This is a genomic window from Vibrio sp. 10N.286.51.C3, assembly GCF_003050065.1.
Lineage (GTDB): Bacteria > Pseudomonadota > Gammaproteobacteria > Enterobacterales > Vibrionaceae > Vibrio > Vibrio crassostreae.
In genome coordinates, this window is the sequence record NZ_PIGC01000003.1 from 268446 (window position 1) to 293603 (window position 25158).

At 44.7% G+C, this 25158-nt stretch carries 22 protein-coding genes; 11 read left to right on the top strand and 11 right to left on the bottom strand.

All coding sequences use genetic code 11. The features are described 5' to 3' along the window. Positions 1-218 precede the first annotated feature (218 nt). A complete protein-coding gene (locus CWO27_RS04655; protein ID WP_102433263.1) occupies positions 219-1400 on the top strand; it encodes an MFS transporter in 1182 nt (393 codons plus the stop codon). 82 nt (positions 1401-1482) lie between these two features. On the opposite strand, the gene CWO27_RS04660 is transcribed toward CWO27_RS04655, so the two are convergent. From CWO27_RS04660 to CWO27_RS04670, 3 genes are all read right to left on the bottom strand, one after another. Continuing rightward, positions 1483-2829, bottom strand: coding sequence for an MATE family efflux transporter (locus CWO27_RS04660; protein WP_107898628.1), 1347 nt, complete (start codon positions 2827-2829; stop codon positions 1483-1485). Between the two features lie 100 nt (positions 2830-2929). Next, entirely contained in the window at positions 2930-3772 is an 843-nt protein-coding gene (locus CWO27_RS04665) for a helix-turn-helix domain-containing protein (protein WP_102433261.1), read from the bottom strand. Positions 3773-4011: 239 nt separating this feature from the next. Next, positions 4012-4929 (bottom strand): DMT family transporter, encoded by a 918-nt coding sequence (locus tag CWO27_RS04670; protein ID WP_102433260.1) that lies wholly within the window; start codon positions 4927-4929, stop codon positions 4012-4014. A gap of 414 nt (positions 4930-5343) precedes the next feature. Between CWO27_RS04670 and CWO27_RS04675 the strand changes: the two genes are divergently transcribed. Beyond that, positions 5344-6252, top strand: coding sequence for a LysR family transcriptional regulator (locus CWO27_RS04675; protein ID WP_107898629.1), 909 nt, complete (start codon positions 5344-5346; stop codon positions 6250-6252). Positions 6253-6341: 89 nt separating this feature from the next. Here CWO27_RS04675 and CWO27_RS04680 read toward each other — a convergent pair whose 3' ends face one another. The 5 genes from CWO27_RS04680 to CWO27_RS04700 form a co-directional block, all read right to left on the bottom strand. Further along, entirely contained in the window at positions 6342-7862 is a 1521-nt protein-coding gene (locus tag CWO27_RS04680) for a DUF1254 domain-containing protein (protein WP_107898630.1), read from the bottom strand. A gap of 233 nt (positions 7863-8095) precedes the next feature. Continuing rightward, positions 8096-8749 carry a hypothetical protein gene (locus CWO27_RS04685; RefSeq protein WP_102479894.1) on the bottom strand — a complete coding sequence of 218 codons (654 nt, stop codon included), beginning with the start codon at positions 8747-8749 and terminating at the stop codon, positions 8096-8098. Positions 8750-8822: 73 nt separating this feature from the next. Continuing rightward, positions 8823-10139 carry a hypothetical protein gene (locus tag CWO27_RS04690; protein WP_102479874.1) on the bottom strand — a complete coding sequence of 439 codons (1317 nt, stop codon included), beginning with the start codon at positions 10137-10139 and terminating at the stop codon, positions 8823-8825. 171 nt (positions 10140-10310) lie between these two features. Beyond that, a complete protein-coding gene (locus CWO27_RS04695; RefSeq protein ID WP_102433255.1) occupies positions 10311-11234 on the bottom strand; it encodes a LysR family transcriptional regulator in 924 nt (307 codons plus the stop codon). 153 nt (positions 11235-11387) lie between these two features. Beyond that, positions 11388-12281, bottom strand: a complete 894-nt coding sequence (locus CWO27_RS04700) for a DMT family transporter (protein WP_102433254.1) — start codon at positions 12279-12281, stop codon at positions 11388-11390. 123 nt (positions 12282-12404) lie between these two features. Between CWO27_RS04700 and CWO27_RS04705 the strand changes: the two genes are divergently transcribed. Next, complete coding sequence (locus tag CWO27_RS04705) at positions 12405-12887, top strand: MarR family winged helix-turn-helix transcriptional regulator (protein ID WP_004737459.1); 483 nt, start codon at positions 12405-12407, stop codon at positions 12885-12887. Positions 12888-13132: 245 nt separating this feature from the next. After that, positions 13133-13435 carry a hypothetical protein gene (locus CWO27_RS04710; RefSeq protein ID WP_102433253.1) on the top strand — a complete coding sequence of 101 codons (303 nt, stop codon included), beginning with the start codon at positions 13133-13135 and terminating at the stop codon, positions 13433-13435. 30 nt (positions 13436-13465) lie between these two features. On the opposite strand, the gene CWO27_RS04715 is transcribed toward CWO27_RS04710, so the two are convergent. Further along, positions 13466-14371 carry a LysR family transcriptional regulator gene (locus CWO27_RS04715; protein WP_102433252.1) on the bottom strand — a complete coding sequence of 302 codons (906 nt, stop codon included), beginning with the start codon at positions 14369-14371 and terminating at the stop codon, positions 13466-13468. Between the two features lie 206 nt (positions 14372-14577). Between CWO27_RS04715 and CWO27_RS04720 the strand changes: the two genes are divergently transcribed. Beyond that, on the top strand, positions 14578-15015 hold the full coding sequence (locus CWO27_RS04720) for a DoxX family protein (RefSeq protein ID WP_102433251.1): 438 nt from the start codon (positions 14578-14580) through the stop codon (positions 15013-15015). 87 nt (positions 15016-15102) lie between these two features. On the opposite strand, the gene CWO27_RS04725 is transcribed toward CWO27_RS04720, so the two are convergent. Next, positions 15103-15543, bottom strand: a complete 441-nt coding sequence (locus CWO27_RS04725; protein WP_008220964.1) for a GlcG/HbpS family heme-binding protein — start codon at positions 15541-15543, stop codon at positions 15103-15105. 101 nt (positions 15544-15644) lie between these two features. After that, positions 15645-17270 (bottom strand): malate synthase A, encoded by a 1626-nt coding sequence (gene aceB / locus CWO27_RS04730; protein WP_102433250.1) that lies wholly within the window; start codon positions 17268-17270, stop codon positions 15645-15647. 313 nt (positions 17271-17583) lie between these two features. On the opposite strand from aceB, the gene gcl reads away from it, so the two are divergent. The 6 genes from gcl (at position 17584) to CWO27_RS04760 (ending at position 25150) form a co-directional block, all read left to right on the top strand. Then, entirely contained in the window at positions 17584-19356 is a 1773-nt protein-coding gene (gene gcl, locus CWO27_RS04735; protein WP_081229031.1) for a glyoxylate carboligase, read from the top strand. A 116-nt stretch (positions 19357-19472) separates the two neighbouring features. After that, positions 19473-20249, top strand: coding sequence for a hydroxypyruvate isomerase (gene hyi, locus CWO27_RS04740; RefSeq protein ID WP_107898631.1), 777 nt, complete (start codon positions 19473-19475; stop codon positions 20247-20249). Positions 20250-20286: 37 nt separating this feature from the next. After that, the gene (locus CWO27_RS04745; RefSeq protein WP_107898632.1) at positions 20287-21183 is read left to right on the top strand and encodes a 2-hydroxy-3-oxopropionate reductase; all 897 of its coding nucleotides are present in this window, start codon (positions 20287-20289) and stop codon (positions 21181-21183) included. 187 nt (positions 21184-21370) lie between these two features. Further along, positions 21371-22681, top strand: coding sequence for a glycerate kinase type-2 family protein (locus CWO27_RS04750; protein WP_107898633.1), 1311 nt, complete (start codon positions 21371-21373; stop codon positions 22679-22681). A gap of 163 nt (positions 22682-22844) precedes the next feature. Beyond that, positions 22845-23453: a TetR/AcrR family transcriptional regulator gene (locus CWO27_RS04755; RefSeq protein WP_046223041.1), complete on the top strand. Its 609-nt coding sequence runs from the start codon at positions 22845-22847 to the stop codon at positions 23451-23453. Positions 23454-23713: 260 nt separating this feature from the next. Then, on the top strand, positions 23714-25150 hold the full coding sequence (locus CWO27_RS04760) for an amidohydrolase (protein ID WP_102530224.1): 1437 nt from the start codon (positions 23714-23716) through the stop codon (positions 25148-25150). Positions 25151-25158 lie beyond the last annotated feature (8 nt).

Below are 25158 nucleotides of genomic sequence, written 5' to 3' on the forward strand. Positions count from 1 at the left end.
TTACGCAGGGTTGTCATTCCCGTCACTTGGTTGTGATCAAGTAGGCTGTAAATGTAACATAATGTTTCATCATTTCAAGGTGTCGATTGCTGTTTTCACGCTCCCCTATGCAAACGATGAAAGTCATGTCCTTTTAACCTCTTCAGAAGTGTTAATGATTTGTTACTCGGCATAAAACCGGAGTATGATACTGGATTACTATTTAGGATTTGTCTGCTATGAGTGCATCGAAGGCGAGCTGGAAAACGCCGCAAAACTTTTTATTACTGATTTCGATTGTTGTACCTATCGCGTTTTCGAGCTGGATGGCTCTGCTTAATAACTTCGTGATTGAGAAAGCGAACTTTGACGGTGCTGATATAGGCTTGCTGCAAAGTGTTCGTGAGATACCCGGCTTCTTAGCGTTTACTGTGGTGTTTGTTTTAGCCTTCATACGTGAGCAACGCTTCATGTTGATATCGCTAGCGATGCTGACCGTGGGCACGGCGATTACTGGTTTATTCCCTTCGCTGACAGGCCTTTTGCTTACCACCATTTTGATGTCGACGGGTTTCCACTATTTTGAAACGCTGAAGCAATCTTTGTCACTGCAATGGCTAAGCAAAGAAGAAGCGCCAGAGATGCTAGGGAAAATGATCTCGGTGGGTGCCTTAGCATCTTTGCTAACATACGGTTCTATTTGGGTGATGTTGGAGCAGTTAAAGCTCGACTTTGCCTGGGTATATGGCATTACTGGCGGCCTAGGTTTTATTCTGGTGCTTGTGATGACTTTTGGCTTCCCTGAATTTCAAACGAAGACCCAGCAAAATAAGAAGTTGGTGCTGAGAAAGCGTTATTGGCTTTACTACGCGTTGACCTTTATGAGTGGTGCCAGAAGACAGATATTTACCGTATTCGCAGGCTTTTTGATGGTTGAGAAGTTCGGTTACTCAGCCGCTGACATAACGCTACTGTTCTTAATTAACTATCTGTTTAACTTCTTGTTTGCTAAGCGTATCGGTAAGTTCATTGGTGTAGTGGGTGAGCGTAAAGCGCTTATCTTCGAGTATGTGGGTTTGATTGGTGTGTTTGTCGGTTACGGCTTGGTGCAAAGTGCAGAATGGGCGGCAGCATTGTATGTGGTCGATCATCTATTCTTTGCTCTAGCTCTAGCAATCAAAACCTACTTCCAGAAGATTGCCGACCCTGCTGATATGGCTTCCACCGCGGGCGTGTCTTTCACTATCAACCATATTGCGGCGGTTGTTATTCCTGTTGTATTCGGTGTGATTTGGCTCTCTTCGCCTGCGACTGTGTTCTACATTGGTGCAGCAATGGCGGCCGTTTCTTTGGCGCTGTCTTTGAATATTCCGAAGAAGCCAGAAGAGGGCAACGAAGTACGAATGTTTAGCTGGCGCTAATGTCATGGTCACCTAACGCGAGATAAATAAAAAAGCTCCAATAGCGATATTGGAGCTTTTTTAGTTTCTGCTGTTCGCTCGTCTAAACGATTTGTTGCTCTAAAGAGTCAGCAAAGCGCTTCTTATAACTGCGTAACATGCTAAAGCTGACGATTGCCGTTAGAGTTTCCGCGAATAGAATACTTGCCCAAATCCCTTGTTCTGGGAACAGCTTTGGCAGAATGATGATACCCAAAGCCACGAACACAAAACCGCGAGCAAGAGATATTAGTGTTGCCTGTTTTGGTTTGGCAGTCGCTTGAAACAGGTTGGCAATCACTAAGTTGATTCCCATTAGCGGCACACCAAAGAAAAAGAAAGTGAGTGCGGTCACGGATAGCCCAATCAAATCACTTGAAGCTCCCAGATAAAGCGCTGCGATTTGAGGTGCGAACAGATACACAATCCCCATAAATACTAGGCCACTGCCGACTGCACTTTTTAATCCTAAGCGGAAGATTTCTTCGATGCGATTTGGCTGGTTAGCACCATGATTGAAGCTAATGATAGGCTGACAAGCTTGAGCAATACCGACCATCACAAATAGAGCAAAGACCCCGATGTTGGCTGTTAAACCATAAGCGATTATGTGGTTCTCACCAAACTGATCCAACAGTACATAGTTGAAGAGCAAGATCGTCATAGCGGCTGTGACTTCAATGAAGAAAGTTGGAGTGCCAATCTTCAGGATGCTTGGTAGTTTATTAAAACCAATACCTTTTAAACTCAGCGTTAAGGTGCCTTGTTTGCGTACAAAGTGACTCAATAAAATACACGCGATGACACCCTGTGCGATGGCTGTGCCGTAGGCGGCCCCTTTCATGCCCCAGCCCCATTTTAGGACAAAGAAGTAATCCAATACGAGGTTGACCACAGCACCAATCGACATGGCGTAAGTCGCCAGTTTTGGGTTGGTATCGTTACGCACAAAGCATGACATAACCCAAGCTAACGAGTAGAGCACGAAGAACTGCAGCATTATCGATAGGTAGTCGTGAGTCAGCTCAGCCATGTATCCAGAAGCCCCCATCAGCGCAATAATCTCATCGAGCCAATACAAGGCAATGCTGACGGTCACCGTGCTAAATAGAGCGGTGATCAACATCGATTGATTAAACAGAGTTTGCCCAGAGGTTACGTTGCCTTTGCCCACTTCAATAGACATCAGCGCCGCACCACCAATACCAACCATCATGGCAATTGCAGTGAATATTGAGAAAGCAGGGATGGTGAGAGCGATAGCGCCCAAGCCATCAGGACCGACACCATGCCCAACGAACCAAGCGTCTCCCATTATGAAAAGAGATTTGATCACCATGCCGGTTAGCGCTGGCCATAGGTATTGATAAAAAGACTTAGATATTGGATCGGTTTTTAGGTTGATGGCCATTCGAATAAGCTCCCAACAATTTGGATGTACCAAAATGGATGAAATAAAGAGGGAGCATTATCGGAACTTAATGGAGGCTAAAAAAGGGATTATCTGCGTATTATATTGCACTATCTGCACATCGGCTTCGAAACTGTGCCGGTGACTCTTTCATCTGTCCGCGATAAAAACGGCTGAAATAGGCCGGATCTTCGAAGCCTAGTTCAAAAGCGATGGTCTTGATGGTCTTGGTTGAGAAGAGCAGTTCTCGATTCGCTTCTAAAATGATTCGGTCGTGGATCAATTGAGTGACGGTTTTACCTTTATCAGCTTTGACAATTTCGTTAATACGTTTGTTGGTTATCGACAGCGCTTGCGCATAAAAATCACAATGTTTATGGGTGATGTAGTGCTGTTCAATCAAATCAACCACCTTGTTCACTCGGCTATCGCGTACTTCACCTTTCAATGAGGATTGGCTAGCAAAGCGCAGGATGTAGCGCAAAAAGCTATTCATGAGTGATTCTACTAGGTCCCAGTCACTCTCTTCTCGTGCGCACTCTTCTTTCAGCATGTCGAAAATAGGCAACAAGTAGCGGTTGCCTTCTTCACTGCAATCCAAATAGGGAGGGCGGCTTTGGTGCATGGCAAAAACAGTATCGACCAGCTGAGTGTTGCGGTGATTGGTTTTAACAAAGCCAGGAGTAAATACCAGTAAACGAGCACTTTCTCCGACTAGCTCCGAGCGGTGTACTTGGCCCGGTGCAATGGTGAAAATACGGCCGATCTTATTGTCGTAGTCAACGAAATCAATGCTCTGACTGCCATGATTATCCACGCACCATACTAACTCCCAGTATTCATGTCTGTGCGGTTCTAAGAACGCATCATCGTTATTCGTCAGTTCCTCAACCCTACAAGGTTGACCTTTGACAAGACGCATGTGTTTGATGGGATTACTCATGACATTCCTTTGTGGAGAGATAACTAAGGGTATTAACCAGAGCTGGCAATAATGGCTGAGTCTAATGTAGTTGATTGCGATGTTTAAGTCATTCGCTTGGTAAGCGGTTCAATATGAGAAGGGGTTGGCTGTAAAGGGGCAGTAAATTGTGAAGGCGTGTTGGGACTAAACAAAACCCCAGGAGCATATGGTGAGCTTCTGGGGTAGTTTGAATGCGGTTTATCTTAGTATTTAGCTGCTTAGTTACTGCTTGCCGTTTTAAGCGTTGAACGTAGCTTGAAGATGCTCTTTGGTGCTTTAGTTAGCAGGATGCCACAAAGTAGAGGGATCATCATAAGCAGAGACTGTTCCGATAGCACCTCACCATTGATGTAGCAAGAGATCAACAGTGCAACCACTGGGAAGATAAGGAAACAAATGGATGCTTGGAACGGCGTCGACACCTGACCTAGTTTGAAGTAAGCCACAATGCCACCGACACTCGCTACAAAACCTAGGTACACGACCGCTGAGATAGAATCCCAAGTGAAAGATTCTACATTCACGTTCTCACCGACTGCCGATACAGCAAACAAGAAAATCGCAGCAATAAAACTTGGTACAGCGTTGTAAGTCAGCACCTCGATACCTTTACAGTGTTTTTGAACCAATACGTACATTACCGCGTGAATCGCAACCGCGAGCCCCAGACAAACTGTACCGATAAAGTAGTCATCACCGCCCATCTGCATTTCGTTACCAAGGATCAAACATAGGCTCACAACAGCAGTAATCAAACCGAATATCTGGTGCTTCGCCAGTCGTAGACCTAAGAATAAGCCAGACATCAGCATCACAGCGACAGGCATGTTGGCGAAGATGATCGACGCTAAACCTGAAGAGATGTATTGCTCGCCATAGATCATCAACGTAAACGGAATCGCGAAATACATCAGCGCAACAATAAGCAGCCATTGGCGCTTACCTTTAGGGAACAGCAGTGGTTGGTTGAAGACTTTCGCCAATACCGCAAGCAGAGGGGCTGCAAGTAAAAAGCGCAACGCAGTAGCAAAAATAGGTGGGATAGAATGCAATGCTACTTCCATAGCGAACCAAGTGGTTCCCCAAATTAAGCAAACAGAGACAAAAAGCAAGATAGTTAGCGACTTCGAATTCATGGTGACTACTCATTAATAATTATTTTAAATCATAGGCTTGTAGCGCCTTAATGACGTGGCACAGTATAAGGAGGTAGTCGGAGAAAAAATTTGTCTTTTTGTCTCTAATTGAAATGAAATGTAGAAATTAAATCTCTAATATAACTATTGATAAGCAAATATTTTCACCAATTGATATTTTTATAAAGTCATTATTTTTTGTAAGGTTTAATTTTTACGAATGGATGTATGATTCCGCAACGTAAGACAAATGATATATTTACTCGACTTCGGAGTCTTGTGGGCAGTGGTATTTAGATAACGTCTGTAAAAAACGCTACTGACAACAAACTTATAGCATAGAGTGTTGAAGGTTTATTTGGTTCACGTTCATACTGAACTAGAAAGGCAAAGCATGGAAATGAGGTAGGGCATTTGAAAAACACAATCGACTTAAATCTGTATCGATTTTTGGATTTGCTTTATGAGCAACAATCTCAGGCGAAGGTTTGCCATATTCTGGATATCAGCCGAGCAACGTTTAATCGCCACCTTTCGGATTGTCGAGATTTGTTTGCTAATGAGTTATTCATTGCAACCAAAGGTGTTTATGCGCCGACCTTGTTCACCACTCAACTAATACTGGTGGTGAAAGAACCTTTAGAAAAGCTAGAGCAAGCGCAGCAAATATCGCAGTCGTTTATTGGTAACGATTCGAACATCGAATATGTTTTTCACGCCGCCAATCCGCTGAGCACACTGTTTACGGTCCCTTTGTTGCAGGGACTTACTAATGAGGAGGCTAAGCCCAAGATCTCGATGATGGACTGGTCTTTGGATGGCGTTGAATTCCCTAAAGCAGGGACCTTAGCGATTGGTGTGTCGGGCTACCCTAATGAGCTCAACGACCGAATTGTGGAGCGTAAAGTAGGGTCGTTGGAGCTGTTTGCTTATGTGGCGGATACTCACCCTTTAGCCAAAAATGAAGCCATCGACCTCAACCAGTTAGAAAGCTTTGATACGGTGCGCGTTTCGATGGGGTCATTGGATGCGAACTCCTATTACGAACGCCTAAAAAAACGCACAGGCTTGGTATTGCAACAAAAGCTGACCGTTGCATCGGTATCCTCTGCGTTGCAATGTGTTCAAGTAAGCCAGTATGTGTACGTTGGCTTTGATATGGATTTGGCTTCTATCCCTAGTGGGCTCAGTAAACGTCCTGTTTTATTCAACGGTGAAGCGGTGACTTTTGATGTTGGTATTCAGTATCACCGAGCTTGTTATCAGCACCAGATAGTCAAACGGATTGAGCAGATCTTAAGTGAGAGCTTAGAAAGCTATTGATCATATAGATGATGACAACAACAAAAAAACGCGCCGATGAAGGCGCGTTTTTTAGTATCTACAGCTTGTTTAGTTAAGTCTGGTTCGTGTTACAACTTAACTTCTTCAATGTCGCTTGGCTTCCATGTTTGGTCATACCAAGCTTCTTGAGGGCCGTAGAGTCTTAGTATCGTGAACCAACCTTTACCTGGTACCGTCTCAATCCAGTTCGCTTCTTTGCCTTTTGGAGCGGTAGGGCCAAAGTACAAATCAACCGAACCATCTTTGTTTTCAATGAAATCATCACGCTGATTATTCTTACTTGGCAGCGGTTGACTGGTTTGCAGTTCTGAGCGCGTTTGCGTGTCGTAAGCCACAATCGACCAGAAGTTCTTAGCAGGCACATTCGCTGGAATATTCAATTTATACTGCTTACCACCATCAAAGTATTCACCGCTTTTTGCTTGGTCAATCAATGCGTATTGAGAGCCCTTTTCGATAAGCTTCAGGGCCATCGCTGGTGTATTCACTGTCGCGATGTAGAAGAAGTAAGAACGAGCATCTAGGTTGCGCCCGCCTTCACCTTGGTCGACTAACCATTGGTAATCTTTGCCGATAAACGCCGTTTTCCATAGGCGATCTTCATAGATGTAAGCTTTCTTGTCTCTTGGTTGGAAGTACAGTGATCTAGCTGTTGCATTACCAATCGCGACGCCATCCTTCATCAGTTTTTGCATACGCTCATCGGGTGCAAAAGGTTTGTTCTTCTGAATACCAATGCTCGACATTAAACCACGAAGTTCTGGGTCGATGAATGAAATCGGCTCTTTATCTAGCACCGTTTTAATCTCGGTGTAGAAGTGCTCATCGTTCGCATGAATGGTATTGAATGACTTGCCGCTACCAAAGATGAACTCCATTTTTGGTTGATCATCTTTCTTCGCCAATGGGTAAATCTTCAGCTTCTCTTTGTAAGCTTTTACAGCAGCGTCAGTCTTCCCATCTTTCAGGAATCCGCGCGCAATAAACCAGTTGGTGTAGCTGGTGGATTGCGAAACAAAGTAGCCTTCAGGCACTTCGCCTTCGTAACCCGGAGGTAGAATCAAGTACTTACCGCCTTTGCCTTTATCCGGACCTACGATGCCCAAGTCAGTGACAAAACGGAAGAACGCATCGTTCACCGTTGTCGGTCCCATGCCCTCAGGGACTTCAATGACAGTTGGACCGTCTTTTTCAAGGTCTAGGAAAACCGAAGCATAAACGGTGTCGGTGTTACCTGTTAAAAATAACGGATTTGAATCCATCAGATTATCGAACACCACCACTTGGTTTGATGATGTTGAGCCTATCTCAGTATGACCAACACGCAGTGCTTCAATCGAAGCCATTGGAATTGCATTGAGGAACACTTCTGTTGAGCGAAGCGTGTCTAGGTTGTCATAAAGCTTTTGCGCGGTTTCAGCCGTTGGCGCACCATCTTTAAAATTCAACTCGCCGATACTGGTTTGTACTGTATCTGGCGTCATGATGCTTGACGGAATATCGGTATTGTAGCTTTCAGTCGCCAGTACTTGGTGTGAGATAAAAATACTGCTCGCTAATACAATTGCTTTCAGCTTCGACGTAATCATGATGTCACCTTTCAGTTTCGTTTCGATGTGCTTACTTTATGCTAGTCGAAAAAAAATATCTGATACGCTTCAGGCTCAAAAAAGAGCACGAAAGTACGATAGATGAGCAAATTCTTTAAATGTAGGTTCTTAGTGGGTTTACTTAGGGATCTTAAGAAGTGTATTCGTTATAAAAAAGCCCCTTTACTGAATCAGACTATAAAGGGGTGAGAGCTACCACACGAAACGGTAAACTAAAAACGAAGGTTGAAGCCTAGTTCGACGCTGCCATCTGAACGAAATACATCTCCTGGACTAACGCGCTTTTGACCGAATGTATATTTCACATAAGGCTCCACCCATTTGGGTTTCAGGGTAAAAGTGATGTCTTGGCTGTTGTAATAACCTTTTGAACCCGTTAATTGGCGATCATGGCTGAATGAATAGGAAAAGTTCATAAACTCCGTGGGAGAGTAACTTGTCCCGATAGTGTTTTTCCATTCTCTATCTGTCATATCTATGAGGGATAAAGAAACATCGCGCCATTCATGCGATGTGTTCGCAAACACCATAATATTGTTCGTGATGGCGGTGCCACCAAATAAGCCGATATCGTAGATATCGATAAGGTCTGCTCGGCCATAACTCACGAAAGCTTCAGTGTAAAAGTTACCCAGCATCAAGCCGTAACCAGTTCCTATTTCTAGGTAACCTTCCGAGTCAATTTCTGCACTGATGTTGATCTCTTCAGTTGCTTGAATAACTCCAGATACAGTACCTATCCAGTTGTCTCCAGCTTTAGCTGTTTGAAAGCTCAAGCTTGGCTCATGATAATTTAATGTTTGTAATTGATGGTCGTTTGCACATACGGCAAGGGGTATCAATAAAGTGATTAATAGTCGTTTCATCGTGTTCCCAACTCTCAAATAAAAAGGAGCCGCTAATAAGCGGCTCCTTTGCTTTTATATTTATTGTCTTTGATTAGCTGCGACTAACACGGTCTTTTACAGCTTGCTTAATTTGCTGACGTTGTTCTTGAGATAGAGATTGTGCCTTTTGACGAATTTGCTCTGCATTTAAATCTGAGCGAAGCTCAATACGTTCAGCAATTACTTTCTTTGCTTTATCAGAGATATTTACATCAACAATTTTCCCGTCATTAATAATAATACTTACCGCTTTGTCATTAATACTAATCCATGTTGAGCCGTCAGTATTTTGTCCAGATTCAATGCTAGTAATCAGTTGGTCATTTAAGCTTGGTGGTAGTTGTTTTTCAGAATCAGGAGATACTCCCCATTCACCATCAATGCTTGATTTTTCCCAATCAATTACCCATTCCCCACGATTGTCTTGATAAATAACATAAACGTCGTCAGAGTTCATGGCACCTAGTCGAACTTCAAACGATCCATGAGTATCACCTGGCTCAATAATTAATACCGTTTTACCCTCTTCGTTGTACACGTAAGCTTGTTGGTGTTCTTTACTAAACTCGACAGTGTAAGGTTTATTTGGATTATCCCAACCGCCATCAAATTCAGGTAAGTCGTTATCTGGGTTTACCCAACCCCATCCATTATCTACATCACCTCTGATGATGGTAATATTACCGTTGCTGTCTTTTCCAATTTGCATAGTTTCGCCAGTAGAGAAATCAGTAAATACGATTCGACCTTTTCCATCATATTCAGCTCCACCAACAACAACACCATCAATTGTGACTAAGTTAGTTGTTGTATCAATAACATAATCAACACCATTAATTGTCACTGGTATAAATGGGTTTGTGTGTCCTTCATCGCCATCCCATTTAGGTGGTAATTCTGGAGCAGGTTTCGTGACATCCCAGCCATGATCTCCATCCCATGAATCATCATCTTTAGGTGGTAGTTGTGGGGCTGGTTTTATCGTTTCAGAAATAATTAAACGGCCATTTTCAACTTTAAGTACTGCTTCTCCACCATTGTTGCCATGAAAGATAAGCTCTGAACCTTCTTTTTGTATATGGCCAATGGTTTCACCTTGAGCATTTTTTACTTCATCACCATTGGTTACATAGGTTGTACCATTTAAGCGCATGACCGTATTACCATTGCTTCCTTGCAATAAATTAGCTTGGTAATTACCTTCATCACCACTAATGATTGCTGCTTGTAGGTTTTCGCCTTGGAAGTATGTAACGTCAGCAATACCGTCTTGTGGATCAATACCGCCGCCGTTATCACTTGAACCAGAAGAAGAACAGCCAGCAAGGAATGTCGCCGCAATAGCAGTGCTCAGTAATTTTAGTTTCATGGTTTACTCTCAAATAATTGTTTAGGAACTTAAGTTGCTTCTTGCAGTGTTATGTGGCGTTCCTAGCCGATGAGAGAAGTATATGGATTGAACAAAAAAGCCTCTAATCCCTTAAAGGAATAGAGGCATTAACGTTTAGTTATTAATAAAGGAAAGTAAAGACGCTGATAACTACTGGTTATTATTGATAAGGTTATCAAGTATCTTTTTAAGCCATAGAGTTGTTGGGCTGTTTCGATTCTTGTGATGAAAATAAGCACAAACGACAGGGTTAATATCTTTGTTATCAAACAAGATATCGATAGCTCGTAAAGAGGTTTTCTTCTCTATTCCTAAAAACTTCGAGGCAGGAAACATCATATCGGAGTTTTGCACTACGTCGATAACTGCTGATGGAAGCTCGGAGCGAAAGCCTATTCTGGCGTCAAGCCCTTTGATTTTTAGAATTTTTTCAGCAATTGTTTGATGAGAATTCCAGTCTATAGCAATGATCGTCGCCAGTTCAAACTTCACACCATCTTTGATTTCAATGAAATCTTTCTGGTAAGGATGCCCTTCTCTTAGATAGCCCTTAAAGCTGTCTTGTGCGATCGGCTGTTGTAATAGTTCTTTTGGGGCGTGGTTAATTTCATAATTGAAGCCAATCAGAACTTCATCATTGATGATGTCTGACATCGTTGTTTTAGACCAATTTAATAGCTGAACTTGAACGTGTGGAGCTTGAGAACGAATTGCATTGAACAACTTGCTAGATAGTGAACTTAAAAGAAATGGAGACAAAGCTAATTTCAATGGACCGCGTAGTTCACTAGGATCGAACTCATTACTATTATTGAGTGCCGAGGATAGGTCATCCAAGATAGGTGAAATACTCTCAGCCAACATATTTGCGTGTTCAGTTGCACGTAAGCCGTGATGCGTTTTGACAAATAGTTCATCGTCGAAATGATCGCGCAATCGTTGTAGAGCTTTACTTATCGCAGGTTGAGATACGAATAGGCGCTCGGAGGCTTTACGCATGTTCCTTTCTTGATGAAGAATGATAAAAGTGCGAAGTAAATTTAAATCTAAGTTCGAGAATAGATCTTTTGCCATAAGGAGCACCGAATGATTATGAGTTCTTTAATCATAAGTTGGTAACAGATTGAGAACAAATAGAAAACTTATATGGATGTGATGCTAATAAAACAAAACCCGCACTCGGCGGGTTTGTTGGGCTCTGGAATAGGTATTTTCTGTATGCGATTACTATTGAGTAACAGGCTTAACTTGCTTGGATTGTCTGACTGCAAGAATAAGTTGCGGTAGCAGCGACATCACGATCATGCCTGTCATTAGTGAGTATTGGACTGCAGTGAATGATTCACCCATCAACACCATACCTGTAACGATACCTGCTACTGGGTTAGCGATGCCACCGAAGGTGAAATCAACTACAGACATACGTTGCAGCAACCACACATACATGCCGTAACCAAGTGCCGTGTTTAGCCCAATCACCCACAATAGGCCCATCGCATTACGAGTATCGAAATGAGTGACAGCGTTAACATAAGGCTGTGGGTCGATGAAGGCATGAACGCCAGACGCGACAGACAAAATCGTACCGCCCAGAATGAGCTGCCATGTGAGTACCTTCCACCAGTGCATGCGATTACCCAGTGATTTGGTAATGCTGCTGCCGATAACGATACACATGATAGCGGCAAACATGGCGCCTAAACCGATAGGGTTCAATGCGATTTGACTTGGGTTGAATAGAATCCAAGCTAAGGTGATCAAGCCAATACCTGACAAGGCTTGAATCAAATGCGGGCGCTGTTTCTTCACTACCCAATGGAAGATCATTGCGAACACAGGTACAGAGATCATCCCCACGCCTGAAATCGCTGAAGGCAGGGTTAGTGCCATCACGAAGATCAAACCAAAGAAGGTCGCGATGTTGATCAGGCCTAGAGTGAAAATGATTTGCCACTCGCCTTTTTTCGGCAGTGTCGGTTTTACCGCTAGCAATAACAAACCAGCAGGTAATGCACGCAAAGCACCTAGTAATAGTGGTGGCCACTCCTGTAGCGTAAATTGCGTCACTGCATAAGTTGTTCCCCAGAAGAATGCGGGAATCATTGCTAATAATATGTTCATCTAAAATATCTTTACGTTAAGATAACTATTGTGTGAACTGTATACTGAGAACTAGTGGTTGTAAAGTATCTTTATGTTAAACTAGTTTAAAGTAATCAGACTAATAACGGAGCTAGATTGCAAATGGATGCTATCGACCGCGTTGTAGAGCAATGGGCAAAGGAAAAGCCCGAATTAGAAACTGAGCCTATGGCAATGATGGGCCGAATTATGCGTATTGCCAAGTATATGGAAACGCAAGTTGCCGACCTGCATAAAAAGTACGACATGAAGTTGGGCGAGTTTGATGTATTGGCGACCTTACGACGCTCTGGAAAGCCATATCGACTGACGCCTTCAGAGCTGATTGGCTCAATGATGCTAACGTCAGGCGCGATGACCAATCGTCTTGATAAACTGGAAGCCAAAGGGTTAATAAGTCGAGAGCACAGTAAGGAAGACAGACGAAGCGTGAGTGTGAAACTGACCAAAGATGGCCTAGTTCTGATCGATGAAATGATGACTGAACATGTCGAAATGCAAAAAAAATTGGTTAAATCATTGTCTGCTAGCCAGAAGAAGAATACTAACCAGCTGCTAAAAACATGGTTGAGTGCTTACGAGTAATCGGCTTGCTGAACTCAGTGAACTGAACGAGCTTAATTTGATTTGAAACCGAAGTGATGGGCTTCGGTTTTTTTGTGTCTGTAATTTTGTGTCGGTTAATTTGGGGCGACACTGAACCAGAAAATAGAACAAGTTCCATCGATGTAATTCAATAATTTAGGACATCCTATTTAAGACTTCCCGTTATCAATAGAGAGTCCCCATCCGTATATTTCTCGTATTCCCACAATACAGAGATTACTGAAATGAAATTTAAATTTGCCCTTAGCACAGCACTGTTCGCAGCCTCATTTGCATCTCATGCCGAGTTGAAAATGTCGATTTTCGAGCAACATAATGGAGTGGTGGTGACGGCTTACCAAGATGGTAAACGCCTTGCTAATGCTCAAGTGACCACCAACATTCGAGGCCAACAAGTACAAGAAACAACTGAGAATGGACGAGCATTTTTCTACAAAGGTAATATCCCGAGAGTTTACCAGTTTAAAGTAACGAATCCCGACGGTGAGAGTATTCAACAAAGCCGATTCATTGGAAGAGATAAATAGATATCTAGAGTGCCCGGATAGGGGATAGGCCTAGTGAATTTGAGCTGATGCTCTCCAGCACTTTTCTAACTTTTTCAAAGCGAGTGTTTTTGCATTCCCCATATTGCCTATTTGCCACGCGAGCACGATATCAACGGTTCTTGCGTGGCCAATTTCCACTAAACTTCCGTCTTCTAACTCGGATGTTATTAATTGCTTGGGTAGAGTGCCAATACCAAGATTACGTTGAATTGCCGTCAACTTACTACTCATTGAACTGACCGTACTGGTTTTTTGATTCAGCAAGATATTCTTGGTGATTTTAGGCGCTGACTTAGCGGTATCTGCAACTGCGATGATTGTGTGTTCACGTCGTGTTGATTCACTTAGTGGATTTTTCTCGTCTAAAATGGGTGCATTTTTTGCGGCCACCCAGATCATTTCTACCCTGCCGATGGTTTTACTGTTCACGGTATTCGGTAGCTCGATATTGGGCATCGATGAGATAAGAATATCTGCTTTTCCTGTGGTTAACGCCTCCCAGCCTCCTGACAAAATATCCTCTTGGACATACAGTTGCGTGCTGCACTCCGTTGCCATATCAGCGATTAGTGATAACGCAATGTCTTGCCCGATAATACCGTCATAAGAAACAAACAGTTCGCTTTCCCAACCACTTGAGAAACGTTGTATTTGGGTTATGAGTTCATCTGATCCCGTTAGCAATTGTCGACCATTTTCCACCAACATTTTACCGACTTGAGTAAACACGGCTCTGTGCCCTGATCGATCTAAGATCAAGATACCGAGTTCGTCTTCCAACTTTTGAATCTGATAGCTTAATGCAGATACGGATCGATTGAGGTGCGCAGAGGCTGACGAGTAAGTCCCTTCACGTTGTAGAACATCCAATATTTGTAAAGTATCGAGCGGCAGTGTTTTCTTCAAAGTCTTCATAAAATCAATAAAAATGGGACAAGTGTTTCAATGAATTTAAGCCAATGGTATCAGCATTGAGGTTGTTGAATCTTCGGATTTAGCCAGTAATTTGTATGCAAGTATGTCTACTAAAATTTCAAACAAGTTGTTCTATTTTTCTCGTTATCATCTTAATGCTAAGCCGAATAACCTATCGGCAATGAAACTTATCAAGGCTTAGAACTATGAACACTAGATTGAACGACACACTGACTTTTTTCGCTCGTATTTTATTGGCTTACTTGTTTATTCAAGCGGGTTGGGGAAAGCTATTTAGCTATGAAGGAACGGCGGGATACATGGCTTCTCAAGGAGTCAGCGCTCACTTGTTGCCTTTGGTTATCTTGCTTGAACTCGGTGGTGGGCTTGCGATTCTAGCTGGGTGTATGACTCGCTTTACAGCGTTCTCGATTGCGCTTTTCTCTTTGGTTTCTGGTGTTATGTTTCACTTCGACCCAAGTTCATCGGGGCAAATGATTCACTTCTACAAAAACGTCTCTGTTGCTGGTGGGTATCTAGCGTTAGCGGTACTTGGCGCGGGATCGTTTAGTGTTGATTACTGGCTGTCTAATAAATTGAAGGAAGACGCTAAATGGGCGCGCTTAGTGGCGTTTGTTCGTTAGCGTTGTTGGCGCAACGTATGAATAAAAAAACCGAAGCCTAATAGCTTCGGCTTTTTGTTCCTGTTTAAGAAATTCAAGTACAGTGAATTAAGCTTGTAGCATCTCGTCACTGAACAGCTCTGCGCAACCAATACCATTAATGGCGCAGCTCTCGTCGATGTCTGAAATGTCACCGCTGACCCCAATCGCGCCCAGTACCGTTTTATCCTTATCTCGAATCAGTAGGCCCCCTGGCACTGGCACCATGTTTCCGTGTGCGAGTACGTTTACGGCGGAGATAAATGCAGGCCTGTTGTCAGCATCTTGGGCGAGCTTTCTAGAGGAACAGCCCAGTGCGAGTGCCCCCCACGCTTTAGCAATCGCGATGTCTGGTCGCATCATGCTAGAGCCGTCTTGACGTTGCAAAGAAATCAGCTTGCCACCGCTGTCTAAGACGGCGACCGTCAAAGGCTCAGTGTGGATCTTGTTTCCTGCTTTTAAGGTGCCATCAATGATGGTTAACGCTTGTTGTAGAGTCAAACTTCCCATGTTATCTCCTAGTTTTTCAAGGGGCCGTGTACCAAGCTAAGTCAGCCAATCATTACTCTTGTTGTGGATATCATCGACTGATTCAGTTCGGTACAAGAGTCCTAACTGGACTCTTGTAATAGCCCATAGCTGGGTAAAGTTAGGAAGGCGGCGAACTCTTCGGCTGTAGAAAGTTGATAGAAAAGATCGGCTGTCTCTTCAAATCGACCTGCTGTATAACGCGAGTCTCCGACTTCATGTTTTATCGTGTCTAGCTCTTGGTAAAGCCAAGAGTGGAATAGTGATTTGGTAAAGGTTTGGCCATCATCGAGTGTTACCCCGTGGTGGATCCACTGCCAGATATTGGCTCTTGAGATCTCAGCGGTTGCGGCATCTTCCATAAGGCCGTAGATAGGTACACAGCCGTAGCCTTGGATCCAAGCTTCGATGTAATACAGCGCGATGCGGATATTCTTACGAACGCCCGCTTCATCGCGGCTACCTTCACAAGGTTTCAGCAATAAGTCTGCATTGATTACATGCTCTGGGCTTTGGAAATCCATTTGGTTTACTTTACCATCGAGGTGCTTATCGAATATCGACATTGCCAAATCAACCAGCGCAGGGTGCGCGACCCATGTGCCATCGTGGCCGTTTTGAGACTCTCTTTGTTTATCTTCGATTACCTTGGCAGTCACACGCGCCATTTCTTGCGGATCTTTTGCTGGAATAAAGGCTGACATACCACCCATCGCCAGTGCGCCGCGAGCATGACAAGTGCGTACCAACAGTTGGCTGTAAGCGTTAAGGAATTCTTGATCCATGCCGATCCCATGACGATCTGGCAGGATGCGGTCTTTATGGTTCTTCAGCGTTTTGATATAGCTGAAGATGTAATCCCAACGGCCACAGTTCATCGCAACGATGTGATCACGCATTGCGTACAAGATCTCTTCCATTTGGAATACGGCTGGTAGCGTTTCGATCAATACTGTCGCGCGAATGGTGCCTTTGGGTACATGGAAATAGTTTTCGGTGAAGCTGAAAATATCGTCCCACCATTGTGCTTCTTCCATGCTTTCTAGCTTTGGAATGTAGTAGTAAACGCCTAAGCCTTGTTGTGCACGTGATTGATAGTTGTGGAAAAAGTACAAGGCGAAGTCCATCAAGCAACCGCCGATAGGCTGATTGTTGAATTGGATGGATTGCTCAGGAAGGTGGATCCCTCGTGGGCGTGCGATCAGCAGTGCAGGATCGTCGTTTAATTGGTAACGCTTCTGCTTCTTCTCATCGAAATAACTAATGGTGCCAAGGTTGGCATCTCTTAGGTTGATTTGCCCTTCGACCATGTTGGCCCAAGTAGGAGAAGACGCATCTTCAAAGCAGCACATGAAGACTTTCGCGCCTGAGTTTAGCGCGTTGATCACCATCTTTCTTTCGATAGGCCCGGTGATCTCTACTCGGCGATCCAGCAATTCTGGCGGCGGCGTTGCCACTTTCCACTCTTTATTCTGGCGAATGGAAATGGTGTCTTTTCTGAAATTGGGTAGCTCTCCCTCGTCATATTGAGCTTGTTTTATGTCGCGGTCACTTAGCAGGGCATGACGGCGATCTCCAAACTTATTGACGAGAGCTTCTAAGAATTTTAATGCATCTTTAGACAAGATCTCTTTGTACTCGGGGTTGTCCATATTCCCGAGTACCTGCATACATTGTACTTCTTCTCTCTCTTTTACGTCATTCATCATTGTTGTCTCCTTTGAACAATACGATGCCACTTTGTATACAAAATACTCTTTTTAAGGATATTTATATTGCATAAATTGTAAACAAGCAAAGGGTATTTAACATTTATTTATCATTTGGTCTTTTTAGAATTTATTTTTACGTAAAGATATTTTATGTAAAGTAATGAATTGTAAGCTTTTCAGGGTTGATGCTTACTCAAAGTGGCAGTGTGATGTAATAAAATTGTTTCATTTTGGGGTTGATAAATAGCGAGGATGGTTCATAGTACACAAAAGTTAGTTTAATTGTATACAATCTGAACTGGAGGTTCGAATGGCAATTATGAAAGCGATTGAAGCAGCGGTAGAAGTGCTTAAACGTGAAGGAGTAGACATCGCATTTGGTGTTCCCGGCGCAGCAATAAACCCTATGTATGCGGCTATGAAAAAGCTCGGAGGAATCGATCACGTCTTAGCTCGCCACGTAGAGGGTGCATCCCATATGGCTGAAGGGTACACACGTACCAGTCAAGGAAATATAGGTGTGTGTATTGGTACCTCTGGTCCAGCGGGAACGGACATGATCACGGGGCTTTATTCTGCGTCTGCAGATTCGATTCCAATTCTCTGCATCACAGGCCAAGCGCCACGTGCTCGTCTTCATAAAGAGGATTTCCAAGCGGTCGACATTGAATCTATCGCTAAGCCAGTGACTAAGTGGGCAACCACGGTGCTGGAACCTGCACAAGTGCCACGCGCATTTCAAAAAGCCTTTCATTTAATGCGTTCGGGTCGCCCGGGTCCAATCCTGATTGATCTACCGATTGATGTTCAGCTGGCTGAGATTGAGTTTGATATCGATACCTATGAGCCGCTTGAACCTTATAAGCCACAAGCAACACGTGCGCAGGTTGAGAAAGCATTAACCATGATGTCTCAATCGGAAAAACCGCTGATTGTGTCCGGTGGTGGTGTGATTAACGCTGGCGCATCTGAGCTGCTGCAGCAGTTTGCTGAAATCACAGGCGTACCAGTGATTCCAACCTTGATGGGCTGGGGCTCTATCCCAGATGATCATGACTTAATGGCGGGCATGGTAGGGCTACAAACTTCCCACCGTTACGGTAACGAAACCATGCTTAACTCTGACTTTGTGTTTGGCGTTGGTAACCGCTGGGCTAACCGTCATACAGGCTCTGTCGATGTTTATACCGAAGGGCGCAAGTTCGTACATGTCGATATTGAACCGACCCAAATCGGCCGCGTGTTTTGTCCTGACTTAGGCATTGTCTCTGATGCGAAGGCAGCACTAGAGTTAATGGTTGAAGTGGCGCAAGAGTGGCGTGATGCTGGCAAGCTGCCAAACCGAAATGCTTGGGCAAGTGAGTGTCAGGAACGCAAGTCGACCATGCTGCGTAAAACCAATTTTGATGAAGCACCAATGAAACCGATGCGTGTTTATGAAGAGATGAACAAGGCATTTGGTCGTGACACTTGTTATGTGAGCACCATTGGTTTGTCGCAAATCGCTGCCGCTCAGTTCCTGCATGTTTATAAGCCGCGTAACTGGATCAACTGTGGTCAAGCTGGCCCGCTAGGTTGGACAACACCAGCAGCATTGGGTGTCCGAGCGGCTGATCCAAATCGCGATATCGTCGCTATCTCTGGTGATTATGATTTCCAATTCATGATCGAAGAACTGGCGGTAGGTGCTCAGTTCAACCTGCCATACATCCATGTACTGGTGAACAACTCTTACCTAGGTTTGATTCGCCAAGCGCAGCGCCAATTTGATATCGATTATTGTGTACAACTGGCGTTTGATAACCAGAACGCACCAGAGCTTGAAGGCTACGGGGTAGACCATGTCGCAGTTGTTGAAGGCCTAGGTTGTAAGGCGATTCGAGTTCGTGAACCAGAGCAAATTGCCGCTGCGTTTGAGCAAGCCAAAGAGCTGATGAACAAGCATAAGGTCCCGGTTGTTGTTGAGCTGATTCTTGAGCGAGTAACCAACATTGCGATGGGCGTTGAGATCAATGCCATCAATGAATTTGAACCGCTTGCCGAAAGCCGCGGCGATGCTCCAACGGCGCTGGCGTACAAGTAATCATTAAGTAATGTGTATCCGTAGAGCTGAGGTTTAGCCCTACGGAAAGCCTCCGATAGAGCGAGGCTTTACTACAAACAACCAGATTTTTACAGATAAAGAATAAGGACAGAGTCATGGCAAAATTTGCTGCAAACTTGTCGATGTTATTCACGGAAGTCGATTTTATGGATCGCTTTGAAGCCGCCGCAGAAGCGGGCTTTCAAGGTGTCGAATACCTTTTCCCTTACGCCTTTGATGCCGATGAGATTAAACAAGAGCTCGACGCTAATAACCTAGAGCAAGTGCTATTTAACCTGCCCGCGGGTGATTGGGATGCTGGCGACCGTGGTATCGCGGTCGACCCTGCACGCGTTGAAGAGTTTCAAGCGGGTGTACCTAAAGCCATCGCTTACGCAAAAGCACTGGGTTGTACTCAAGTGAATTGCTTGGCCGGGATTGTTCCGCAAGGCGTCACTCAACAAGACGCTCAATCAGCGTTTGTGATTAACCTGCATTACGCGGCGAACGCGCTAGCAGCAGAAGGTATCAGTCTAGTGATAGAAGCGATCAATACCCGTGATATTCCGGGCTTCTTCTTGAACACGACTGAGCAAGCCAAAGCGATCATCAAAGAGGTAGGGAGCGATAACCTTTCTATCCAATACGATATTTATCACATGCAAATTATGGAAGGCGATTTAACGCCGACCATGCAGCAGAACATTGGCCAAATCGCACACGTGCAGCTGGCTGATAATCCAGGTCGACACGAACCGGGTACCGGAGAAATCAACTACCCATTCGTAATTAACTACCTTGATGAGCTTGGCTATCAGGGCTGGGTTGGCTGCGAATACAAACCTAAAACGACAACGACAGAAGGCCTTGATTGGCTGCACCAGTACCGTTAATTGCGTCTGGTAACCCTCAAACGTTAAGGAGAACAACATGTCTAAAATTGCATTTATCGGAACTGGCATCATGGGTAAACCTATGGCGAGTAACCTTCAAAAAGCGGGTCATGAATTGATTCTGTCGGATCACTTTAATGCAGCACCTGCCGATCTTGTGGCAGCGGGCGCAACGGTCTGTCATTCACCAGCGGAAGCGGCTGAAGCAGCAGATATCGTTATCTTAATGGTGCCGAATACACCACAAGTTGAAGATGTCCTGTTTGGTGACAACGGCGTTGAGAAAGGTCTAACGGCGGGCGGTGCAGCTGGAAAACTGGTTATCGACATGAGTTCGATCTCGCCAATCGCGACCAAAGCAATTGCAGCGCGAATTAATGAAGGCGGCGCGTCATACCTTGATGCACCGGTTTCTGGTGGTGAAGTGGGCGCAATCAATGCAACGCTGACTATCATGGTGGGCGGTGAGCAAGACGCGTTTGATAAAGCTCGTCCTCTGTTCGAAATCATGGGTAAGAACATCACGCTAGTAGGCGACAACGGTGCGGGTCAAACCTGTAAGGTCGCAAACCAAATCATCGTTGCTCTGAATATCGAAGCCGTGTCTGAGGCGTTAGTATTTGCTTCGAAAGCAGGCGCTGATCCAGCACGCGTGCGTCAGGCGCTACTAGGCGGTTTTGCTAACTCTAAGATCTTGGAAGTGCACGGTGAGCGTATGGTTGAAGGCACATTCGACCCGGGCTTTAGAATCTCACTTCACCAGAAAGACCTGAACTTAGCGCTAACGGGCGCACAAGAATTAGGTGTCGCACTACCGAATACGGCTAACGCTCAAGAGCTATTTGGCGAGTGCGCCGAAATGGGCGGTGAAGGTTGGGACCACTCTGCGCTTATCCAAGCGATTGAGAAACGTTCTGACCACTCGATTCGCTAATTAATTAGGGCTGCTATCGATTTGTAGCCCAACAGTTTGTTTATAAATCGCGTAGTTTCGTCTCCTTTTATACGCGTTCCTGATACGAGGCAGAGGTTGAAGTTGTTCCTTTCCAACTTGATCTTAGCAGGCACCCTTTGGCCTTGTATCGGGGTTCTTTTTTTCTCCGTCAACTAAGGAGTGGCTGATGGACATTGATGCTAAGCAGTTTCTACAAACCCTTTTCTCAAGTGCTGTTAATCAGGCGCTACCTAAAAATCACATCGAACCTTTTCTTCCTCAAGACATTTTTTATCGCTCTGCTAATCAAGCCGGGCGTACTTTGGTGATAGGAGCAGGAAAAGCGGCCGCATCAATGGCAGCTGAGCTTGAAGCGGTTTGGCAGACAAAGAAACAACAAGATCTTGCACTGCGTGATCTTGAAGGCTTGGTGGTGACTCGTTACGAACACACCGCCCCTTGCGAACATATCGAAGTGATTGAAGCAGCGCATCCTGTGCCAGATGCGATGGGCTTAGAAGTGAGCCAGCGCATGCTGCAATTGGTGAGTGGCTTGAGCGCCGACGACACGGTGATTTGCCTACTGTCGGGGGGCGGTTCCGCTTTGCTAAGTCTGCCCGGTGGCGACATCAGCTTGGCAGAGAAGCAACAAATCAATAAGGCGCTGCTCAAATCAGGCGCCGCCATTGATGAGATGAATTGTGTTCGTAAACATTTATCGTCAATCAAAGGTGGGCGACTAGCAAAAGCCGCTTACCCAGCAAGAGTCGTCTCTTTGGCGATTTCAGATGTGCCGGGCGATGACATCAGTGTGATTGCATCGGGCCCCACCGTACCAGACACCACCACCCGCTTTGATGCGATGGCAATACTGGAACGTTATCGAATTGAAACACCACCTTCGGCATTTGAATGGTTGAACAACCCAGAATCAGAAACCGTGAAACCAGATGACGCGTGTTGGAAAAACGCCGAGCACCATATTATCGCCACACCAATGTCGGCATTGGAATCCGCTGCTGCAGAAGCTGAAGGCTTGGGCATTCCTGCTTATGTGTTGAGTGATTGCATAGAGGGGGAAGCGCGAGATGTCGCGAAGGTTCACGCTGCGCTGGCTAAGCAAGTGGCCAATCATAAGCATCCATTTGAGGCGCCTTGCGTGATACTTTCTGGTGGCGAAACCACAGTAACCGTTAAAGGCAATGGTCGCGGTGGGCGTAACTGTGAGTTCTTGTTGAGCTTGTATAATGAGCTTAAAGGCCAAGACAATATATTTGCATTGGCTGCCGATACCGACGGGATTGATGGTGTGGAAGATAATGCGGGCGCGTGGATTACACCTCAAACATGGCAACAAGGTTCGAGCCTGTCGCTTAAAGCGCAAGACTACCTCGATGCCAACAACAGTTACGATTTCTTCAAGCAAGTCGATGTGCTTCTTACCACGGGCCCGACGTTGACTAACGTGAATGACTTCAGAGCGATATTGATTCTTTAATTTGGACAGTTCAAACGCAGGGTATGGAATGGTCGCTTCTTAACAAATAGAGCGACCATTTTATTGTTATCAATGCTGTGACCTTGAGTTCTGTAATTATCTTCTGGACTAATGAAGCACGTTGATTACTATGATTTCAGTAACGAGCTGTAAAGGATGCAATATGTCTAGGATCAGACAAAAGAATCAAGATTTAATCATCGAAGTCGCGTGTGAACAATTCGCCACTCATGGTTATGCCGCAACAAAAATGGCTGACATCGCAAAAGCGGCAGACATTCCCAAACCTAACGTATTCTATTATTTCAGCTCTAAAGATAAGCTCTACAACGCTGTGCTTGAAACCGTCACTCAGCCCTTACTAGAAGCGTCTCGTCCGATTGAAGAACTCAGCGATCCTGTTGAAGCCTTGTCTCAGTATATTCAAACCAAGCTGATCATTTCTCGCGACCATCCACACGCCTCTAAAGTGTTTGCCAATGAAGTGATGTCTGGCGCGAAAGTGTTACCAAAAGAGATCGGTGACGAGCTGTATAAACAATCCCAGATGATCCTCGATAAGTTCTCAACTTGGTCGGCGCAAGGTCTAATGGACGATGTCCCCGCACACCACTTGATGTTTACCATTTGGGCGGCCACTCAAACTTACGCCGACTTTGGCTGGCAGATTTGCAGTGTAATGCAGAAAGAGCAGCTCGATGATAAAGACTATGCCGATGCCGCTGAGTTCATTACTCAACTGGTGATTAAAGGCTGTGGTGTGAAAAGCTAACGTTATTTGAATGTTTTTTTTGGGTCTGCGATTGCAGGCCTTTTTTGTTTGTGCATTTGAGTGAGCATATGTGCAAAGCTACTTTTGTGACCTGTTGTGCAATAACTTATTTATCTTGAATTTGGCTCGATTAGGTATGCCATTTTATTTAAAGTTAGCGTTATAGTATCGGCAAAAATTCAATTCCGTCATTTTTATCAAAGCTAGAAGCTAATATTAGACTTCTATATTTATTACACGCACAACATTAAGGTTTAGCAATGACGCTTAAAAGCTTGGCATGCACCATCAGCGCAGTTCTACTGGCAGGCTGTGGTTCGACAGTCGCGACGCAAACATACAACGCCGATCTGATCATAACCAATGGACAGGTTCTAACAATCAACTCTGAAATGGATGTGATTGAAGATGGTGTGGTAGTGGTAAAAGACGACCAGATTATCGCGGTGGGCAATGAGGATTTGATTGCTCAGTACCGTGCTGAAAAGGTGATTGATGCTCAAGATGGGATTGTTATGCCGGGCATGGTGAACGCGCACAACCATTTACCTATGATTGCGTTTCGTGGCTTAGGCGAAGAGGGCATTTCGAACCGCTTGTTCGCTTACTTCTTTCCTCTAGAAGCAGAAAAGCTAAGCCGTGAACTGATTTACAACGCGACTAAGCTTGGCTCTATCGAATTGGCACAAAGCGGTGTAACTACTTATGCCGACATGTATTACCACATGGACGAAATGGCCAAGGCGACCAAAGAAGTTGGTTTGCGTGCTGTGCTGGGCGAAACCGTGATTAAGTTCCCGGTGGTTGATGCCAAAGAACCTTATGGCGGGATTGAGTATGCTAAAGGTTTTATTGAGCAGTACAAAAACGATGAGTTAATCACACCCGCTTATGCGCCACACGCGGTGTACACCGTGAGCAAAGATAAACTGCAAGAAATCAATAAACTGTCGGCTCAATACGATGTGCCTGTGTTGATTCACGTTGCTGAATTCCCGAATGAAGAAAAGCGTATCAAAGACGAAACTAAGGCAACGTCGCCAGTCGAATACATGGATGAAATTGGAGTACTGGACGAGCGCGTAGTGATTGCTCACGGTATCCACCTTTCAGAGAATGACCAAAAGCTATTGAAACAAGCTGATGCGGGTATCTCATACAATCCAATGGCCAATGCTAAAGGGGCGACAGGCATTGCACCTGCGTGGGATATGTACCGTGCTGATATGCGAATCGGCTTGGGAACAGACGGCCCAATGAGCTCTAACCAAGTCGATATCATGCGTACTCTAAGCTACGCAGCCAACATGCAACGTTTAAAGCATTCTGACCGTACCATCATGATTCCTGAACAAGTGATTGAGATGGCGACATTAGGTGGCGCAAAAGCCCTACACATGGAAGACCAAATCGGTTCTCTTGAAGCGGGTAAGAAAGCGGATATCGTGATTGTAGAGACACAATCGGCGAACATGATGCCAAGTTACGACCCATACGCGACCCTGGTTTATCAAGCGAACCCAAGCAACATCGACACCACCATTGTTAACGGCCAAATCGTAATGGAAAACCGAGTGATGCAGACGGTTCAACTGGATGAAATCCGCCAAAGCGTTGATGAGTTTGAAGCTGATATTAAAGCCTTTGCCAAAGAACTTTCTAAGAAAGCGATTAAGTCGAAGAGCTTGATGGATTAGACTCCAAA